The organism is Caballeronia udeis (genome assembly GCF_044909315.1).
Classification (GTDB): Bacteria; Pseudomonadota; Gammaproteobacteria; order Burkholderiales; family Burkholderiaceae; genus Caballeronia; species Caballeronia udeis_A.
In genome coordinates, this window is sequence record NZ_JBIYEB010000013.1 from 99,288 (window position 1) to 117,269 (window position 17,982).

The window sequence follows — 17,982 nt, forward strand, 5'->3', positions numbered from 1 at the left end:
CATGAAGGAACACAGAATGGAACTGTCTGCTCAAAAGATGGCGGGAGACTCCGTGCCTCCTGTAGCGCGCGTCAAGCGACGGGCCGAACCGGTGTCCGGCAGGCTATTAGCCAATGTCATTTTGCTACTTATCGGCGCGTACTTCGTCATCCCTGTCTTGTGGCTTGCGGTGGGCGCCGTCGACAAACACGCGGGTTGGCAAATTCAGCTACCTACGCTGACTTTGGACAACTTCATCGCTGCGCTGGCGCACGGAAACGCGCAAGCACTCTGGAACAGCGTGATTGTTTCAACGATAGCGGCAATCGTTTCGACGGGAGCAGGAACCCTGGCCGCCTACTCGTTTTCGCGGCATCGTATTCCATGGAAAGGCCCAATTCTGCTTGGTATTCTTTTCCTGTCGGGCGTGCCCGTTACGATTCTTATCGTGCCGATCTACAAGATGTTCGCGCGGTACGACATGCTTTCCATTGTCCCGACAGCGGTACTTCTGGGCGTCACGTCGCTGCCGTTCGCCATCTATCTCATCAAGAACACGATCGACGCGATTCCGCGAGACCTTGAAGAAGCAGCATGCATGGAGCAGGCGGGCACCTTCCGCATTCTTCGCTCGGTCATCGTTCCGCTGGCCATGCCGGGCATTGCATCTGCAGCCATCTTCAGCTTCGTCAATGCCTGGGGAAACTTCCTCATTCCGATCGTACTGATCGCTGACCAATCAAGCCAACCCGCGCCTATTGCGATCTACAGCTTTATCGGCTCTGCCACGATTCGGTACGGACAAATTGCCGCTTTCTCCATTATTTACTCGATGCCCGTCATCGCCCTCTACTTCGTGATGTCGCGTTATTTCAAAGGCGGATTCTCGCTAAGCGGTGCGGTACGTGGTTGATTGAAGCGTACTTCCGCGTTAGCCAATGTCGCTGGTGTCGGCCGGGGGGCAGCGTTGGGATTGTAGAGTCCGTCGGGTGCGGGTGATGCGCTCAGTGCGTCGGAGTGCGTCGCGAATCGGTCCGGTGCGAAATTGAATTGAGTTTTTTTAGCGCGAATACTGGTGCGCGAGGGCGTAGTGTGAATGTGTCATGGCCTTTCGTGCGTCAAAATATCGGGAGTGTCGAGTGAAGTTAACAGGCGGCCAGGTCATCGCGAAGGCATTGCGCGCGTACGGGGTGCGATATGTCACTGGTGTGCCCGGCAATGGAAATAGCGGGGTTCTCGAGGGGCTCAATACACCGGGCGCCAGCATTCCCTTTATCCGGGTCGTGAACGAGCAAAGTGCGGTCCACATGGCGGACGGTTACTTCCGTGCGTGTGGTAGTGCGATGGCTGTCGTGCTTCCTGCAAAAACCGGAATTTATACCGCCTCTGCAGCTCTTTCCAATTGCCTGTCTGATTCCTGCGGGGTGCTGCTGTTCACTGGAGACCGGGTTAGCGGTGACACCGCCGCTGGCTCGACCGGCTCCGCGCGGCCTGCCTCAGGATGGGACGCAGATTCAGCATGTGGCGGCCTTAAACGGTCCTGGAAGGTGCGCGCGTTCCCGGAGCTCTCCGAAGCAATGCATCAAGCTTTTGCCAGCGTGCTGGGGCCGAGGCCGGGGCCAGTCCATCTCGAGGTTCCTCTGGAAATTCAGAAGCACACAGACCACGTGCACCCTGAGTCTCTTCAGAACCGGCTCGCGCAGGGAAAGCTGCGAGGGGACGCCGCGCTCTTTGAGCGGGCGGCCAGTCTGCTTGCCAGCGCAGAGCGTCCTGTCATTCTTGCGGGTGGCGGGGTCGTGGCTGCGGACGCTTCGTCCGAGCTCAGGGAATTGGCCGAAGTCCTTTTGGCGCCTGTGCTGGTTGCGGGCAACGGCATTGGAGCAATTCCTGACGACCACGAGTTGAATGCCGGTTCCGTTGGCTCGGTGGGAAGCGCCTGTGGAGCCGCGCTCCTGGGCAAGGCCGATATCATCGTCGCTGTGGGCAGCCGGTTATCGGACCTGTCCAACGTCAATGACGGTGGGGGCCGCCTATCTGAACTGGCCGGGAAAAAGCTTATCCAGATTGATGTCGAGAAAAACGAAATCGGCAAACGCTACCCCGTCGAGATCGGCATTGTTGCCGACGCGAAAAGCGCGCTAGTCGACCTCAAGTCCGCGCTGAACGGAAAATTGAAGCGTGCTGCCGGTGCACGAAGACAAGCATTCATTGAACTCATGCGCGAGCTGCGCGGGCAATGGCGGAATGCGGTCGCTAGCAAGTCTGGAGCGCACGAAACCTTGATACGCGCGCCGCGGCCTTTCCTTGAACTCCGCAAGGTGCTCTATCGCGATGCAATTGCTGTCATTGGATCAGGCGCTCTTGCGCAGATCGCGCGTGAGCATTTCCCCGTGTATGTTCCGCGCACCTTCCTGTCGCCGGGAGCCTCTGTGGCCGGCGGTTGGGCTGTTCCTGCTGCCATAGGCGCAAAGCTCGCCATGCCGGCAAGGCAAGTCGTATGTGTGGTTGAAGATAGCGATTTTCTCCAATCGATGCAGGAAATGGCGGTCAGTGTCATGCATTCCATTCCTGTGGTTTTCATAGTCTTCAATCAAAGTGGGCCTGAATTTGTATCGGGTGCCGTGGGCTCGCTTGGTGTACGGCGTAGCATGGGTGAATTCTCCTTGCCGGACGGGCGTCCTTACTCCCTTGCATTCTCTGAGATCGCAAGAAGCTTTGGACTTGATGCGTGGCGTGTCGAACATGCTTCTCAGTTGGAAGGGGTGTTTCGGCGTGCGCTTGATAGCACTGGACCCGCCTTGGTCGAAGTGATGGTCGCGCGGCATGAAACCAATTCGTCAGCGAGTACTGACGACGTACAACTCAACGGTACACAACAAGCCAGAGTGGCTTGAGCCAGACCCATCTGACGACGCGAAGGGGCGGTGGCGTCCTGGCAACCGAGGTGATGAATTGACGCGAGAATCAACGTCTTCCTGCTTGATAAGCTTGCTTTAGATTCCGCGCATCAATATGCGTCAGTCAGTCACTTCTCACGATAGTCGAATCTGCCAGGTCGTCGACGCGCAAATGACAGTGTGGTCACAGAGACAGGATGCGGATTTTTATCGCGGCCTCGGGTGGTTGGGCTGTTCAACGGAAGATAGCGTCACAGTGCGTCATATTCGAAGTGTCTCGCGAAATTGAGTTGGCGTTTTTCTCGACTGATACTGACTTCGCGCTGCAAAGTGACGCGCTTTCCCACGCAATGCTTTCGGACTCCGAATATAGAGTCTCAGCTAGGTAAGAATTTTCTCGGTGAAGAATCCACCCAATTTCTGAGTTGCATCATAAGGGGCAATTATGTCGTTTTTTCTGAAGTCGGCTACCACGCAACCCACCGGCGAAGCTGACACCAGGCAGGTTCGTCGGGTTGTCGAGGAGATGATTGCCGACATCTCCTCGCGAGGAGATGATGCGCTGCACGAGTACTCCGCCAAGTTCGACAAGTGGAACCCGGCGCAGTTTCGTCTTTCGCAAGAGCAAATCGATGCCTGCATTGCCGAGTTGACCGAGCAGGAAATCGCAGATATCAAATTCGCGCAAGAACAAGTTCGTAACTTCGCGCGCCATCAATTGGCGTCGATGCATGACATCGAAGTCGAGACATTGCCGGGCGTCATTCTTGGCCACAAAAATGTTCCCGTCCAGACCGTCGGTTGCTACATCCCAAGCGGTAAGTACCCACTGGTCGCGTCGGCGCACATGGGCATTGTTACGGCGAAGGTGGCGGGCGTGGACCGTGTTATCGCGACGTCGCCTCCTTTCGAGGGGCGCCCGAGCGCGCCGGTTATCGCTGCAATCCACCTTGCCGGCGCCGATGAGATCTACTGCATCGGAGGCGTACAAGCCGTGACCGCAATGGCGCTCGGGATTAGCGAATTCCCGCAAGTTGACATCATCGTTGGACCGGGTAACGCTTACGTTGCCGAAGCGAAACGTCAGCTGTTTGGTCAGGTTGGTATTGACCTCTTCGCCGGCCCGACGGAAACCATGATTATCGCGGACGACTCGGTCGATGCTGAACTTATTGCTACGGACCTGCTTGGGCAGGCTGAACATGGACCGACCTCTCCGGCAGTGCTCGTCACGACCTCGCGGAAACTCGGCGAAGAGACGCTTGTGGAAGTCGAGCGGCTGCTGAACCAACTCGACACCGCCGAGATAGCTCGCCAGGCGTGGGAAGGCTACGGTGAAATCATCATTTGCGAAAATGATGAAGAAATGATTCGCGAGTCGGACCGCGTCGCATCAGAACACGTGCAAGTCATGACGCGCGACCCGGACTTCTTCCTGAAGCGTCTTCGCAACTACGGTGCGCTTTTCCTTGGCGCCCGCACAAACGTCGCATATGGAGACAAGGTTATCGGAACGAACCACACGCTGCCCACATCCGGTGCTGCACGCTTCACGGGCGGTCTGTGGGTAGGCAAGTTCCTGAAGACCTGTACCTATCAGCGAATCCTCACCGACGAAGCGTCCGTGCTTGTCGGCGAGTACTGCTCGCGCTTGTGCGTTCTTGAAGGGTTTTCGGGTCATGCGGAGCAGGCAAATATCCGCCTCCGGCGGCTTGGCAACATTGACGTCCCCTATGGCAAGGCTGCTCCTGTGCGGGCTGCGACGGCCAAGTAACGACCAGCCGGTGCGTACTTCGCCAAGACCTGGCTTCGAAGCGAACTCATGAACCGTGTACCGGTCGCAATGTGACGCGGTACACGCGTTCGCAGTCAGTCAGCCATTTTTGTCGTTTCTTCCAGCAGGGCGCGATGCAGCGCAGGTGTGGCGGCGGCGATCACGCGGCCATCGCTTGATGGCGTCAACGGATTGCCGTTCCAATCGGTCATAAGGCCCCCGGCGCCATTGACAATTGGCACGACGGGAAGATAGTCGTACGGCTTTAGACCTGCCTCGACGACAGCATCAATTTTGCCGGCCGCGAGCATCGCGTAGTTGTAGCAATCGCCCCCATATCTCCGGAAACGCGCTCGGCGACTAAGTGAATCGAACACTTGGAACTCCGTCGTGCTGAACATGTCCGGTGAAGTAGCGAACATGTTGCAATTTCGAAGGTCATCGCAACGGCTCGTTCGGATTACTTCTCCGTTGCGCTTTGTTTGGCGTCCAGGCGTGGCGACATAACGCTCGCCGAGCGCTGGGACATCCATGACGCCAAAGACAGGTTGTGCGTCCTTCAGTAATGCGATAAGCGTTCCCCAGAGAGGTATGCCACTGATGAAGCTCCTGGTGCCGTCGATAGGGTCAATGACCCAGCAAAGCTCTGCCGACGAATTGACCGGTGCTTGCTCTTCTCCGAGAATGCCGTGTGACGGATAGGTTTGCGCAATCCGGTCCCGGATCATGGCTTCTATTTCGATATCTGCAACCGTGACGGGGCTGGCATCCGCCTTCTGCACAATGTCGATTGGTTGTCGAAAATAGTGCATGCCAATAGGGCCGGTTTCGTCTAGCGTCGTGCTGGCAAACTGACAATAGTCTTCGAATGAATTCATAATTCCTTGAACCTGAGAGCGGGGCGTTGAGAGTCACCTTAAAAATAATCTGTTAAGGCAGCGACGTCTCGATGAGTTGTTTGATTGTAGTCTGCAGTGGTGCGGTAACCGAGTGCGTGGACGATAAATTGCGCACCGGTGTCCGCATCCAGGCATGTCGAATTTCTCCAAGTAATCGATGTCAATGCTGAGGACTGTGATGAGCGAGGAAGGTCAACTCGAGATTCAAGTGCGCCGAAGGGTGCGCAGTGCATTGGCTCAGGCGGTCAACGAGACACGCATCGCCGGCGGCGTGGTTTTGGTTGCGCTGGATGGCGTCGTCATTGCGCAGGAGGCCGGTGGCTTTGCCAATCAAGCGCTTGCCATACCGATGCACGTGGATACGCGCTTCAGACTGGCATCCGTATCAAAGCCCATCGTCAGCCTTGCGGCGATGAAACTCCTGGATCTCGGCGCCCTCGGTTTGCAGGAGCCAGTCTCGCATTGGTTGCCATATTTTCGCCCGTCTCTTGCAGACGGGAGGCGGCCGGAAATCACTCTGCACCATCTGCTGTCGCATTCATCCGGGCTAAGCTATGGTTTTCAAGAGGCCCCTGGCTCGGAATATGAGCGTTTTGGCATATCTGACGGGCTCGACTGTTCCGGCCTGAGCCTTGAAGAGAATCTCCGGCGGCTGGCCGCAGCGAAGCTCAAGTTCGCGCCGGGAACGGCATGGCAATACTCCCTCTCTCTCGATGTCGTCGGTGCAATCATTGAGCGGGCGACGGGACGCACGCTGCCGGATGCTATTGATGCATTGATATCCGGTCCGCTTGGACTGGACTCTCTTGCATTCACTGTTCAATCAAAACCTGAGCTTGCGGTTCCTTATGTCGATAGCCTGCAAACGCTGACCGTGATGCCCGAACCGGCGGAAGTGGTGCCCCCGGACGGTACGAACGCAATCCGTTTCTCCCCCCGTCGCGCCCATACGGTTGGAGAATTTCCGTCTGGTGGCGCGGGGATGGTAGGCGGAGCGTCGGACATCCTGAAGGTCCTGGAGATAGTACGCAAGGAGGGCGCCGGATTCATAGACGCAAAGCTTGCGCGCCTGATGCGCAGCGCTCACGTCGGAGCGGACCTGCGAGCGCAAGGCGATGGATGGGGATTTGGGTACATGGGTGCCGTATTGATGGACCCATCCGTGCTGAACACCCCGCAGCGTGTCGGGACAGTAGGGTGGGGCGGAGTCTACGGACACAGCTGGTTTTTTGACCCCGCAGCCGGGCTGACAGTCGTGTCACTGACCAACACAACCTGGGAGGGCGTGGGAGGTCGATTTCCACAGGATGTTCGAGATGCTGTCTATGCAGCGCTCAGTTGAGGAGACGTCCATAGCGTCGTCAGCGCGCGAAGGTTTGGCTTGAGCGATCAACTGGTAATTTCGACTCGCGTGCCATCCGGGGCGGCTATCACAGCCTCATAGAAACCATCGCCCGTGTGGCGAGGGCCAGACAACAGAATTCCGTTTGCCGCGCAACGCTCAGCCAACGCGTCGACAGCATCGGCATCGCCAAGTGAAACCGCAATATGGTCCCATCCGAGGCACTCATCAGCTGCTTTGTCCGCAACCCAAGGTCCTGTCATCAGTTCAATCTGAAGAGAGTCCGGTGTTAGTCGGACGAAGCACGATATGAAGCCAGGACGCCGGGCGCTATGGTAAAGCGGTCCGACTTCGGCATTAAAATACTTATGCCAGAATTCGGCGGCGGTTGTAATGTCGCGTGTCCACAATGCTACATGTGCCAATCGCATGTTTTCCTCACTGGTTTCTCTCAATGCTTTCAGCGTAAGCGCCTCGACGGTTGCCAACGAGAATGCAGAGGCGTGCGTGTGCTTTGGAAGCGTTATCCTTCATCGTCTTCGTCAACGATTGCCGCAGGCAGGGCGCTCACGATGCGTAGCGAAACCCCGCAGTAGCCATCCAGAGAGATTCTCAGTGTCCCGAACTCGTCAAGGTCACCAACAACCGACTCCGCAAGCATGTCAACGACTGGACCAGACGCAACTCCTGGCAACAATATCATTTCGTCGACCGTGTTTGCGCTGAAATTAAGGGCAGTCACCTGGGTGCCTTTGCCCGCGGGAAGTTCATGAACCATGACGAGCAGGCTGCGCGAGGTGACATCGGGAATGGCTATCTGTTTGCTTGAAGCAATCTTATAGGCTTCGCGCACGGACAAGAGGTGTTTAAGTTGTGAGGCAAAGGATTTTGGATTAGCCAACTGCTCGGGTAGGGGGCCATATAAGGCCATTGCTTTAGGGATGCCTTCTCCGGACGCAGTTGCGTCTGGATTCTCACCAGTCAGGTCGTAGGCGCCGCGATGAATCCACCTGGTATCGCCGTCCGCCATGCGCTCTTCGACCATTGCAATGGGTAACGGCAATACACCCAAAAGGTCCCAACCTGAGATTGCAAAGACGCCGGGTTGAAGAGCGTTATACATCGCAAGCAGCAAGTGAATTTGCTGGACGTTTTCCTTGTCCTGCTCGGTCATGGAGTTTAGTTCACGAATGTTAAGCGCGGCCGTGATAATGCTCACAGTCGTGCAGGAAACTCCATTTGTGACGAATCGCAGGTTGTAAGGGGCGTGTTCACCGCTTAGGCGTTCGTACATCGTTTCGCGGATGTGTTCGCGGAGAATGTTTCCGGGCCATGTCTGGCCTTGAAACGTGAATGTCGTGTGCGCATGCAACGTCCAGAAATGCACGAGTTCGAGCGTCAGTTCATCATGGTTCTGAAGCGCGTGGATAAGGGATGCAGGGTCGATTCCAAACTGATGCACCGTTTTCAGCATGAGTCGGAGGAACTCGGTATCTCCTGTCAACAGTGCATGCTGATAAGCCGGGCGCGTGATGAAATCATAGGAGAGGTCAGCACCACCTTTTGACATCGCTGCGATGTCATCGACCGTGAGATTCAGCTCCTGAAAGCTGAAGCCTCCCGCTTTACGTATTGCGCCTCCAATTAACTGATTACTGGTAATCGAAAGCGGGTGACTCTCGGACCAGGCATTGCCATGTGGCCGGCGCTCAATGCCCAGGAAACCATTTGCGTCCAAACGGATACCGCGCGCCCCGAGAACATCGAGGGAGTGGAGGGCGTCGCCAATGACCAGCTGCTGTGCGGCGAAGGTCGGGTCCAGCCAATTAAGCGAGGGCTGTCCCTCCTTGAAGTAGTGCAGGTAGACCCAGCGTCGGGTAATGCCATCGACCCCGACGACGGGAGGCGTTGCGCTCCAATCGGTTTCCTTGATTCCTGGCTCAAAGAAGATGACACGTTGAAGCTGTCCAACTATGTAGCACTTCTCCTTGAGCGCATCCACAATCTTCGGCGGCAAGTTGACCGCATCTCTTCCCGCGGGAACTTCAGGAAGGATGCTCCAATCATCCGGCTTGATTTCGACCATGTGGTAGAGGCCGGGATAGTCGCCGTAGTTCATCTCGGCTAACCGGAAGTCGGCTCCCTTTCCTGTGTGCGATGGAATGACGTCGTCGATGACAACTGCGTTGTGAGCCGCTGCCATTCTGCTCATCGCGACGAACTCTTCTTCGGTGCCAAAGCGCGCGTCGATTTCGAGACCGATGCGGTCGAAGTTGCCGTCAATTGACGGCGTGAAGGTCTGGTCCGTGAGTCCACCCGCCAGCTTTGTCGGCCCAGGGTGAACCGCTTGGATGCCGATTGAGGACAACGCGCGCCAAAGAGTATCGCTGCCGAGGGTTCGAAGGACGGAGTCGCCCAGTGCCGTGATGACCGCCCCGGGATAAGCCGTGAACCACACTGACGACATTGCACAGGCTATTCGAGGTCTGGGCTCGGCGTACGGGTGCGACCAAAGTCTGGCTTGTCCGGCGTATGTGCGGGCACGCGTACGGAGTTGATGAAGCATCGAATGGCTGACGAGCCATTCAACATATTCAGTGACTGGAGTATTCACGACAGGCCTCTTTGAGAAAATATTGTCTGTGCGTTCACGAAAAATATCGAATTATGGGAAGTGCTCTCCCGCAAAGGCTATACCCAAAGATGGCTTGGAGCGACGCGATTTGGCGGCAAAACGGGGTTCTGCTTCAATGGGCGCAAACCTGCGTCACATCGCCCTGATAGTAGGTATGACAGCACAGACGTTGCGTGTCGGTTTTTGCACAAATCTGCTTCACATCGCGTCGTTTTGCTTCAGCCTTGCTCGCTTGGAGAGACCGCAGTCCTTCACATGATGCATAGCAAACCTAATGATGTGGTTCGATTGAATTCGAACTGGCACGAGTGGTCGGTTGCAAGGAGGGCAGCCTCCACGCATTTTTAATTACCTCCTCTGCACGCTGCAGTCGACTCAGTTGTTTCCAGTGAAGCTATACGGTCTCGGGAGCACGCAGTGCGAAAGCGTTAGAAGCATCATTCTTCGACTAGCCGCGCAGCATTCGGTGACTTACACCGTTCTTATCAATTTTCTCGTCCCGCAGCACTGCGCTTTAAAGGTGCGCTACGGAGGTTTTCCGGAGTGCTTCTGGTGCTCTCTCCTGCTCAAAAGTCCTCTCATGCAGGCTGTCGCGGACGCGGGTCAGCCAGAACTTACTCAATGTAAGTTACGTGTTTTGAGCGAAGTCATCGACTGCGCAAGTTGCATGTCGATGTTGAGAGGCATTGTTGCAGTTCGCGTCGGAGGTCCCTTCGGAGTTTGCGCGAACGAGCAATGGTTGAGGCGCAAATACGTGAGTGGCTTAACCGAGGTTGCGGTCAAAGAAGCGGCAAACAATATTCCAAATTTGACCCTCACGGAACTCTGCTTAAAAGTGGGGTTGTCCAGGCAGGCGCTGTGCAAGCGCTTCCCTCAGATAGGTGCTGACGCGGCCGCTGGCTTTTCGCGGCGACGGTGTTCATCAGCTTGGTGCCGATTACTGAGCTTCGCGAGGAAGTTGCGCGAAGCGCGACTTCATCTGGAGGCTACCGGTCGAGCTTTCAACCGACCCGGCATCTACAAGTACGCTGGCCTATGGATAAGATCAGGATCTTCCGCAGATCGACTTTTTCGCAGAGTCAGGGAGAGGATTGAGAGTAAAGTGGATCGTCATTAACGCGATAGTTGGCCATTTTTCACAGAAAAACGATAAGCGACATTCGGGGTCAACTTTTGCTTAAATGGTCACCCCCGCACGCAGCGAAATCCCGCATACACGTACTGGTAATGTGCTTGAAACCAGTTCCGGAAACTCGGTCTCAGCATGCAAGCGGCCGTACGCGGCGAACCGCCTTTGAGCACGAAATGCTGGTCGTCATAGAAGTTCGCCGAATAGCCGAGATAGAACGGGAACGGCTCGAAACCGGGTAACGGGCCGAAGGTCGTCGACGTCCATTCCCAGCCGTTGCCGAACTGGCCGACCACGCCGGCCGCGCTGCGATTTTCCGGGTGCGCCTGAACGGGCGACGCTTCCCATCGGCGGAAGTCGAAATTGCCTTGTTGAGAATGCGGGGCGGCTTCGGCGGCACGTTGCCACTGCGCTTCAGTCGGCAGCGACTTGCCTGCCCACTTCGCATACGCGCTCGCTTCCGCGTGGCTTACGTACACCGGCCAGTCCGCGGGCAGCGGTATCTCGTCAAACATGGTCCGCAGCTTCCAGCCGGAGCCTGTCGATGCCTCAATGGATTCTTCAGCGGAGTCCTCCCGCACCCAGAATGCGGGCTTCTCGATACCTTCACGTTCCTTCCATGCCCAGTCGTTGTCGCGCCAGTACTCGCGATGGGCATAACCGCCGGCATCGATGAAATCCACCCAGTCCGCATTCGTCACCATGTAGCGGTCCATCTCGAACGCCGGCACGTCAACGCTGTGTTCACCGAACTCGTTGTCCCAGCCGAATGTGCCGCTGTCGCGCGTGAGGCCGAGCGTGGCCACGCCTGCGGGCACATGGACCATCTCCCGTGGCATAGCCCCGTCGAGCGGGCGTTGCGCGGTGTCTTCGGCGACCGCAGGTCGGGTTTTCTGGTGCAGCGGCAATTGATGCAGCATGTACGCGAGCGTTTCCGCGTGCATCAGCCTGTGCTCGATCGCGACCTCCAGCAGCGTCTCGGGCGTGGCCTCCTGCGCGATGGGACTGTCACGCTTATCTTCACGTTTTGTAATTTCGACGCGATCAAAACGTGAGTCGATGTCATCGCGAATCTGCTGACCATAAGCGCGAATCGCGTCGAGCGACGGCCAGTCATGCGGCTGGTCGCTGGGTAGGCCGCCATCGACGGGATCGATGCCGAACGCAAACAGCTGGTCGAACTCAGGGTTGTGGCTGGGCAGGTCGAACAGGCGCTGATCGAAAAGGTTGCGGTCGAAGGCTTCCAGATGCCCGATGTAGAACACGATCCGATGCCGCTCCGAAATCGGGCGCTCATACAGGAATTCGGGTTTGACGATGGAGAACAGCGCGTCAGTGGTCTGGCGGGCGTCGCGCAGGCGGGCGAGCAGCGGATGCAGCGGGGTAGGTTCGCGATTCATTTCGCTTTTGTCTCCGGGCATGGGCCGATGCAAAACGATTAATCGTAGCAGAGGGCATGCCAAGCCTGCTTGGACCGCAAGCGGGCCGGAAACGGGATCACGCGCTAGATCGCGCGCAGGCCGTCGAAGTCGAGGATCCGGATGAGCTTGCCGTTTGTATTGATCAGACCCTTCGCCTGGAAACGTGACAAGGTCCGGCTGACCGTTTCCAGCGTGATGCCGAGGAAACTGCCCATGTCGTCCCGCGTGAGACGCAGGTTGAACTCGTTGCCCGCATAACCGCGGCGCGTCAGCCGGCCGGAGAGATCGAGCAGCAGCGCGGCGACCCGCTCGTCGGCGCGCAACGTGCCGAGCATCAGCGTTTGCGCCGTTTTTCGCACCATTTCGCGACTCATCAATTGCAGCAGCCGGCGCTGGATGGCGCCGGTTTCGCGGCACGAACGCTCAAAATGCACATAAGGAATCAGGCAGACCGAACTGTCTTCGAGCGCGATGGCGTGGCACGCGTGCCGGCCGTTGTCGAAGCCTTCCAGGCCGAGCGCGTCGCCACTGAGGTGAAGGCCCATGACCTGTTCGCGGCCGTTGCCGTTCGAAGTCGATACAACCGTCTTGATCGAGCCGGAGCGGATGGCGTAGAGGGTGTCGAAGGTGTCGCCGACTCGAAACAGCGTTTCGCCCCGCTTGATTGCGCGAGCGTTGACGATCACTTTCTGCAGCCGGACGACGTCCTCGGAGGACAGGCCTTGTGGCAGGCAGTAATGCCGCAACGCACAGGTCGAACAATGAGCGGCGTGGCGCGAGGGGGCGCTGGGCAGAGGAACTGAAGTCTCGTGGATGGTTTGCATGGCGCGCTCGCTTTGGGCTCGTTTTGATCTGGAACAAGGAAATTGTCCCATCGATGCGATCCGCCCCCGGGTGGCAAAACGTCGCGCGATGATGACACTGCCCGCCGTCGCCCGGCCACCCGTCCCTAGGTTTTCATTCCTTTGGTTCAGGCGCTTCGGCCCCGGCGGCGGCTGGAATCAGGAGCACCGGCAGCGTCGCTTGCCGCAGGCACCTTTCCGCGACACTGCCAAGGATCAGCCGCTGGAAACCCCTGCGGCCGTGCGTGCCCATCACGAGCAGGTCCGCGTTGAACGCGGTGGCCGCCGCGAGCACCAGCTCCGCGACGTCAGCCACCGACGAACCTTCGGCGATCACCGCTGCGCCTTGCACGCCGCGCTGTTTCATCGCGGCGTTCGCTTCGTCGGCAAGCGTGGCGCCCTGGTCGGCGAGTTCATCGCGCAAGACGGATGGATCGTAGCCCGGCACGTCGTAATAGACCGGTGCGTTTTCGACCACGTAATACGGCTGCAGCACCGCGCCGTGCGTAACGGCGAGTTCGAGCGCGGATTCGAATGCGTGACGCGAGGTGCGGCTGCCGTCAATAGCCACGACGATTCGTTTGAACATACGGTTCTCCTTCAGCGGTTAAAAACGCAAACGACAAACGCAAACGACGGTTTTTAATCAACGAAAACGGTCGCGTCCGATCAGTGTCCGCTTACCTGGCTTACAAATGTACGACAGTAATAATCCGATTAATGTTCCCTTTTTATCGATGCCAGCACCGATCCTGATCGACCGGATGAAATAATGACGTCATACAATCCGGGGCGTGATGTTTGTATCGACTCCCTCTATTTTCACTCTCCTAGCTTCCAGCCCGTGTCCCAGCCCGCTCCTGAATCCGCTTCCCAATTCACCTCCACGCCCCATCCAGACTCCGCCTCTCCGCTGCCTTTCCGTAACGCTCTGCTCGCGATGCTCGGCATCGGCCTGGTCAACATGCTGGTCGCGCTCGACCAGACCGTGGTCAGTACGGCGCTGCCGTCGATCGTCGCGGAATTGCATGGTTTCGAGTATTACGCGTGGATCGCGAGCGCGTATTTGCTGGCGTCGGTGGTGACTGTGCCCGTATTCGGCAGGCTTGGCGATTATTTCGGCCGCAAGCGCTTCGTGATTGCCGCGGTGATCACGTTCACGGCGGCGTCCGTGCTGTGCGGCGTGGCCAACGACATGCTGTTCCTGGTCATTGCGCGCGGGTTGCAGGGCGTGGGCGGCGGGATGATGGTCGGCACGGCGTTCGCGTCGATTCCCGACCTCTTCCCCGATCCGCGTTTGCGGGTGCGCTGGCAAGTGGTGATGGCGGCGTCATACGGCATCGGGACCGCTGCAGGGCCATCGCTCGGCGGCTGGATGAGCGAGCATTGGGGCTGGCGGTCGACCTTCCTGATCAACCTGCCGGTGGGGATTGCCGCGTTTTATTTCATCTGGGCGCATTTGCCGAATTTTCACAGGCCACGCGAGGGCGCGGTGAAGATCGACTGGCTGGGTGCGGTGCTGGTTGCGCTGGTGCTGGGTGGCCTGCAGGCCTTCATCGAAGCCGTGCCGAAGAGCGGGCTGACCGCGGGGAACGTGGTGCTGGCTGCTTGCGTGGCCGGTGGCGCGGTCGCGTTGCTGATCTGCGAGCGTCGCGCGACGCATCCGATCATTCCGCTCGATCTCTTCAAGGACCCGCAGCTCGTGACGTTGTTCACGTTGTCGATGCTGTCTGGTTTCGTGATGTTTTCGCTGATCTTTTTCGCACCGCTTTTGTTGCAGGGTGGTTTTGGTTTATCGCCGCAGGAGGCTGGATTACTCGCCACTCCGATCGCGGCGTTTATTGCCATTGGCAGTTTTATCAACACGCGCATTGTGATTCATTTACGCAAGCCCACGTTCATCTTGTCGATAGGATTTACGTTGCTGTTATTCGCGTGTATTGGGCTGGCGTTTGCCGATGCTTCCACGCCGCATATCTGGATCGAGATTCCTATGGCGGGCATTGGTGTTGGCCTGGGGTTCGTGCTGAATAACCTGAATGTATTCGGGCAGGAAATTGCCGGACGTGAGCGCTTCGGCATTACTACGGCATTGCTGCAATCCACGCGCATGGTGGGCGGGATGCTTGGGACCAGCGTGGTCTCGGTGATCGTGCAGCATCATTATCGGGACGTTATTACGCGCACGCTGCGAGTGCTCGGCGAACCGGCGAGTACCGCATGGCTGCCAAGGTTTAATGATCCGCGAATCCTGATCGATTCCGCGTTGCGGGCGAAACTGCTGGCGGATCTGGTGCCGGCCGGGCTGGATGGACCGGCGATGATCGAGAGCGCCCGCGAGGTGCTCGTGCAGTCGATCCATATTGGCGTCGCGCTGACCGCGGTGGCGGCGTTGTCAGCCGTGCTGATGGTGCGAAGGGTTTCGCACATTACGTTTCGGAAGGCGTAGGGGGTAGTACCTCCGCGCGCATCACTGACCACGGGCATGCCTACGCTGTATAGACATGTCGAAACCTCCCTTCGAGACGTATATACTCGTATCAACGTCAACGGGAGGGTGCATCATGGCAAAAACAGCGACGCTCACGATCCAGCAGTGGGGAAACAGCCTGGCTGTCCGCATTCCCGCCGCTGTAGCACGCGCTGCACATTTCGAGGTCGGCCAGGAGGTCGAAGTGACGACTGACGAGATTGGTGTGACGGTGAAGCCGGTGGGTCCTCGCAAGCTCACGCTCGCGGAGAAACTGGCGAAGTTCGATCCTGCAAAGCACGGCGGTGAAGCGATGGCGACGGGCCGCATTGGTGTGGAGGAGTTTTAATGGCAGTCGCTTCGTGGGCGCCGGATCGACGTGACATCATCTGGATTGACTGCAACCCTCAGGTCGGTCGGGAGATGAAGGATTTGCACCCTGTGCTGGTCCTGTCACCGAGGCCATTCAACGAGCGGACCGGGATCGTTATCGGACTTCCAATGACGACAGCCGCGTTCAACGATACAAATCCGTTTGCAATAAAGTTCAAAGGACCGAAAAACGTTACGAGTTACGTGCTTGGACACCAGCCCAGGTCTTTTGATTGGCGAGCGCGGGGAGCGAAGGCCCATCCGTGCAAGCATGCGCCCGAAGAGGTGTTCGCAGCGGCGTGCGAGCAGTTGAACCAGATCATCGCGATCGGCGACTGACGGAGAGGGAAGAGGGGGCGCCATGCTCGCAGCCACCCCCGATGCGCCGAAATGGACGGATTACCTGACGGGGACGGCCCGGGGCCCCAAACCCCGAACGGCCCCCTTACCCCGAGCGCCAAGCGAGCCCCCTAAACCAAACTCAATGCGCACCCGCCGCCGCTCCGCCGCCTCCACCTTTCGCGCGCTTCGTAATCCAGATAAGCGGAATAATCAGAATGAAAATAATGGCGGAAGCAAAAAAGATGTCATTCAGCCCCATCATTGCGGCTTGCGTATTCACGGTGAAATCGAACAACCCGCGCGCCTGAGCTTCATTGACATTCAGCGTCCCCTGCGACGCCTGCAGCGACTGCAAAAACACCGGGTTATTGGCGTTAGCCTGCTCGGTCAGCCGCTCATGATGCAAGGCAATCCGGTTTGTCCACTCATTGCCGGCCAGTGACGTCCCCACGGCCCCGCAAAACACCCGCGCGAAATTCGATAACCCCGCGGCAGCCGGAATCTTCGACGGCGCCAACCCCGACAAGATGATCGACGTCAGCGGCACAAAAAACAGCGCCATCGGAATGCCCTGCAAAAGCGTCGGCAGCACCAGATGCCAGGTATCGACCTCGATCACATACTTCGAGCGCATGTAAAACACAATGGCGAAGCCGATAAACGCCATGGTCGCGACAACACGCGCGTCGGTCCTGGGTAAAACCCGCCCCATGACCGGCGCGAGAATCACCGCAAAGATCCCCAACGGCGCAGTGACCAGCCCCGCATCGACGGAACGGTAGTTCAGATACTCCTGCAGCCATTGCGGCAACAAAACAAGGTTGCCGAAGAACACCCCGTAAGCCACCGAAATGGCGACCGTGCCACCAAAGAAATTCCGCCCGGCAAACAGCCGGAGATCGACGACGGGATTGGCATCGGTCAATTCCCAGACCACAAAAAGCGCAAAGGCAATCAACGCAATGATCCCGAGCCATACGATCACCGGCGACGAAAACCAGTCGAGATCGCGGCCCTTGTCGAGCATGATCTGCAGCGACGCCACCCAGGCAATCAGCAACATCAGTCCGACCGTATCGATAGGCGCTTTACGCGTGGCCGATTCCCGTTTGCGATAGATAAACCACGTGACGCTGCCGGCGAATAACCCGACAGGAATGTTGATATAGAAGATCCACGACCAGCTATAGCTGTCGGTAATCCAGCCGCCTAATGCGGGCCCGGCAATTGGTCCGACAACAGCGGTCATCGCCCATAGGGACAGCGCCATGGACGCTTTCTCCTTTGGATACGAACCCAGCAAGATAGCCTGTGACAACGGAATCAGCGGTCCGGCAACGGCGCCTTGCAACACCCGCGCGGCGAGCAATACCGGCAAGGTCGGCGCAAGCCCGCAAAGCCACGAGGAGATCACGAACAACAGGATCGCGCCGACAAACAGCTTGATCTGTCCAATCCGCTGGGTCAGCCAGCCGGTCAGCGGAATCGATACGGCATTGGCCGCGGCGAATACGGTCACGACCCAGGTGCCTTCATCGACAGACACACCGAGATTGCCGGAAATGGTCGGGATGGCGACGTTCGCGATCGATGAATCGAGCACGTTCATGAACGTGGCAAGCGCCACGGCAATGGTCGCGAGAACCAGTTGCCCGCCTTTCAATGGCGGCGGCGGGGAGGGCGCAGGCGGCGCGGCGGGCGCAGTACTCATGGGATATCCGGGTAAAGCGGCCACCCGATGCAACGTGGCGGCCGATTGTGCCAACTATGAAGGCCGCAGTGTGCCAGCGTTCAAAAAACCGCGCAGATCACACCGCGGCTTTCATCCAGCTATCAACCCTCAGCCGGCTCTTCCATCAAGCCGGATATCCCGTTTCAAA

14 protein-coding genes are annotated in these 17,982 nt (G+C 57.9%); 7 read left to right on the forward strand and 7 right to left on the reverse strand.

Features of this window, described 5'->3' with window-relative positions; genetic code table 11:
* The first annotated feature begins 1 nt into the window (after window position 1).
* The 3 genes from ABH944_RS21290 (at window position 2) to hisD (ending at window position 4,650) form a co-directional block, all read left to right on the forward strand.
* Window positions 2-892 (forward strand): carbohydrate ABC transporter permease, encoded by an 891-nt coding sequence (locus tag ABH944_RS21290; RefSeq protein ID WP_404608655.1) that lies wholly within the window; start codon window positions 2-4, stop codon window positions 890-892.
* Window positions 893-1,118: 226 nt separating this feature from the next.
* Entirely contained in the window at window positions 1,119-2,873 is a 1,755-nt protein-coding gene (locus ABH944_RS21295; protein WP_404608653.1) for a thiamine pyrophosphate-binding protein, read from the forward strand.
* A 448-nt stretch (window positions 2,874-3,321) separates the two neighbouring features.
* Entirely contained in the window at window positions 3,322-4,650 is a 1,329-nt protein-coding gene (gene hisD, locus ABH944_RS21300) for a histidinol dehydrogenase (RefSeq protein ID WP_404608652.1), read from the forward strand.
* Between the two features lie 95 nt (window positions 4,651-4,745).
* Here hisD and hisN read toward each other — a convergent pair whose 3' ends face one another.
* Entirely contained in the window at window positions 4,746-5,528 is a 783-nt protein-coding gene (hisN, locus tag ABH944_RS21305) for a histidinol-phosphatase (RefSeq protein ID WP_404608651.1), read from the reverse strand.
* Window positions 5,529-5,727: 199 nt separating this feature from the next.
* Here hisN and ABH944_RS21310 point away from each other — a divergent pair, with 199 nt between their 5' ends.
* A complete protein-coding gene (locus ABH944_RS21310) occupies window positions 5,728-6,891 on the forward strand; it encodes a serine hydrolase domain-containing protein (protein WP_404608649.1) in 1,164 nt (387 codons plus the stop codon).
* Between the two features lie 47 nt (window positions 6,892-6,938).
* On the opposite strand, the gene ABH944_RS21315 is transcribed toward ABH944_RS21310, so the two are convergent.
* The 5 genes from ABH944_RS21315 to ABH944_RS21335 form a co-directional block, all read right to left on the reverse strand.
* A complete protein-coding gene (locus ABH944_RS21315) occupies window positions 6,939-7,379 on the reverse strand; it encodes a VOC family protein (RefSeq protein ID WP_404608647.1) in 441 nt (146 codons plus the stop codon).
* A gap of 35 nt (window positions 7,380-7,414) precedes the next feature.
* On the reverse strand, window positions 7,415-9,505 hold the full coding sequence (gene treS / locus ABH944_RS21320; RefSeq protein ID WP_404608646.1) for a maltose alpha-D-glucosyltransferase: 2,091 nt from the start codon (window positions 9,503-9,505) through the stop codon (window positions 7,415-7,417).
* Between the two features lie 1,206 nt (window positions 9,506-10,711).
* A complete protein-coding gene (locus tag ABH944_RS21325; RefSeq protein ID WP_404608644.1) occupies window positions 10,712-12,055 on the reverse strand; it encodes an SUMF1/EgtB/PvdO family nonheme iron enzyme in 1,344 nt (447 codons plus the stop codon).
* A gap of 104 nt (window positions 12,056-12,159) precedes the next feature.
* Window positions 12,160-12,900 carry a helix-turn-helix domain-containing protein gene (locus ABH944_RS21330; RefSeq protein ID WP_404608642.1) on the reverse strand — a complete coding sequence of 247 codons (741 nt, stop codon included), beginning with the start codon at window positions 12,898-12,900 and terminating at the stop codon, window positions 12,160-12,162.
* A gap of 133 nt (window positions 12,901-13,033) precedes the next feature.
* On the reverse strand, window positions 13,034-13,507 hold the full coding sequence (locus tag ABH944_RS21335; protein WP_404608640.1) for a universal stress protein: 474 nt from the start codon (window positions 13,505-13,507) through the stop codon (window positions 13,034-13,036).
* A 351-nt stretch (window positions 13,508-13,858) separates the two neighbouring features.
* Here ABH944_RS21335 and ABH944_RS21340 point away from each other — a divergent pair, with 351 nt between their 5' ends.
* From ABH944_RS21340 to ABH944_RS21350, 3 genes are all read left to right on the forward strand, one after another.
* Window positions 13,859-15,367 (forward strand): MFS transporter, encoded by a 1,509-nt coding sequence (locus tag ABH944_RS21340; RefSeq protein WP_404608779.1) that lies wholly within the window; start codon window positions 13,859-13,861, stop codon window positions 15,365-15,367.
* Between the two features lie 115 nt (window positions 15,368-15,482).
* Window positions 15,483-15,737 (forward strand): AbrB/MazE/SpoVT family DNA-binding domain-containing protein, encoded by a 255-nt coding sequence (locus ABH944_RS21345; protein WP_404608638.1) that lies wholly within the window; start codon window positions 15,483-15,485, stop codon window positions 15,735-15,737.
* Window positions 15,737-16,099 (forward strand): type II toxin-antitoxin system PemK/MazF family toxin, encoded by a 363-nt coding sequence (locus ABH944_RS21350; RefSeq protein ID WP_404608637.1) that lies wholly within the window; start codon window positions 15,737-15,739, stop codon window positions 16,097-16,099. The genes ABH944_RS21345 and ABH944_RS21350 overlap by 1 nt, the downstream gene beginning before the upstream one ends.
* 142 nt (window positions 16,100-16,241) lie before the next feature.
* Here the strand turns inward: ABH944_RS21350 and ABH944_RS21355 are convergent, their stop codons facing one another.
* Window positions 16,242-17,813 (reverse strand): DHA2 family efflux MFS transporter permease subunit, encoded by a 1,572-nt coding sequence (locus ABH944_RS21355; protein ID WP_404608635.1) that lies wholly within the window; start codon window positions 17,811-17,813, stop codon window positions 16,242-16,244.
* Window positions 17,814-17,982: the final 169 nt, after the last annotated feature.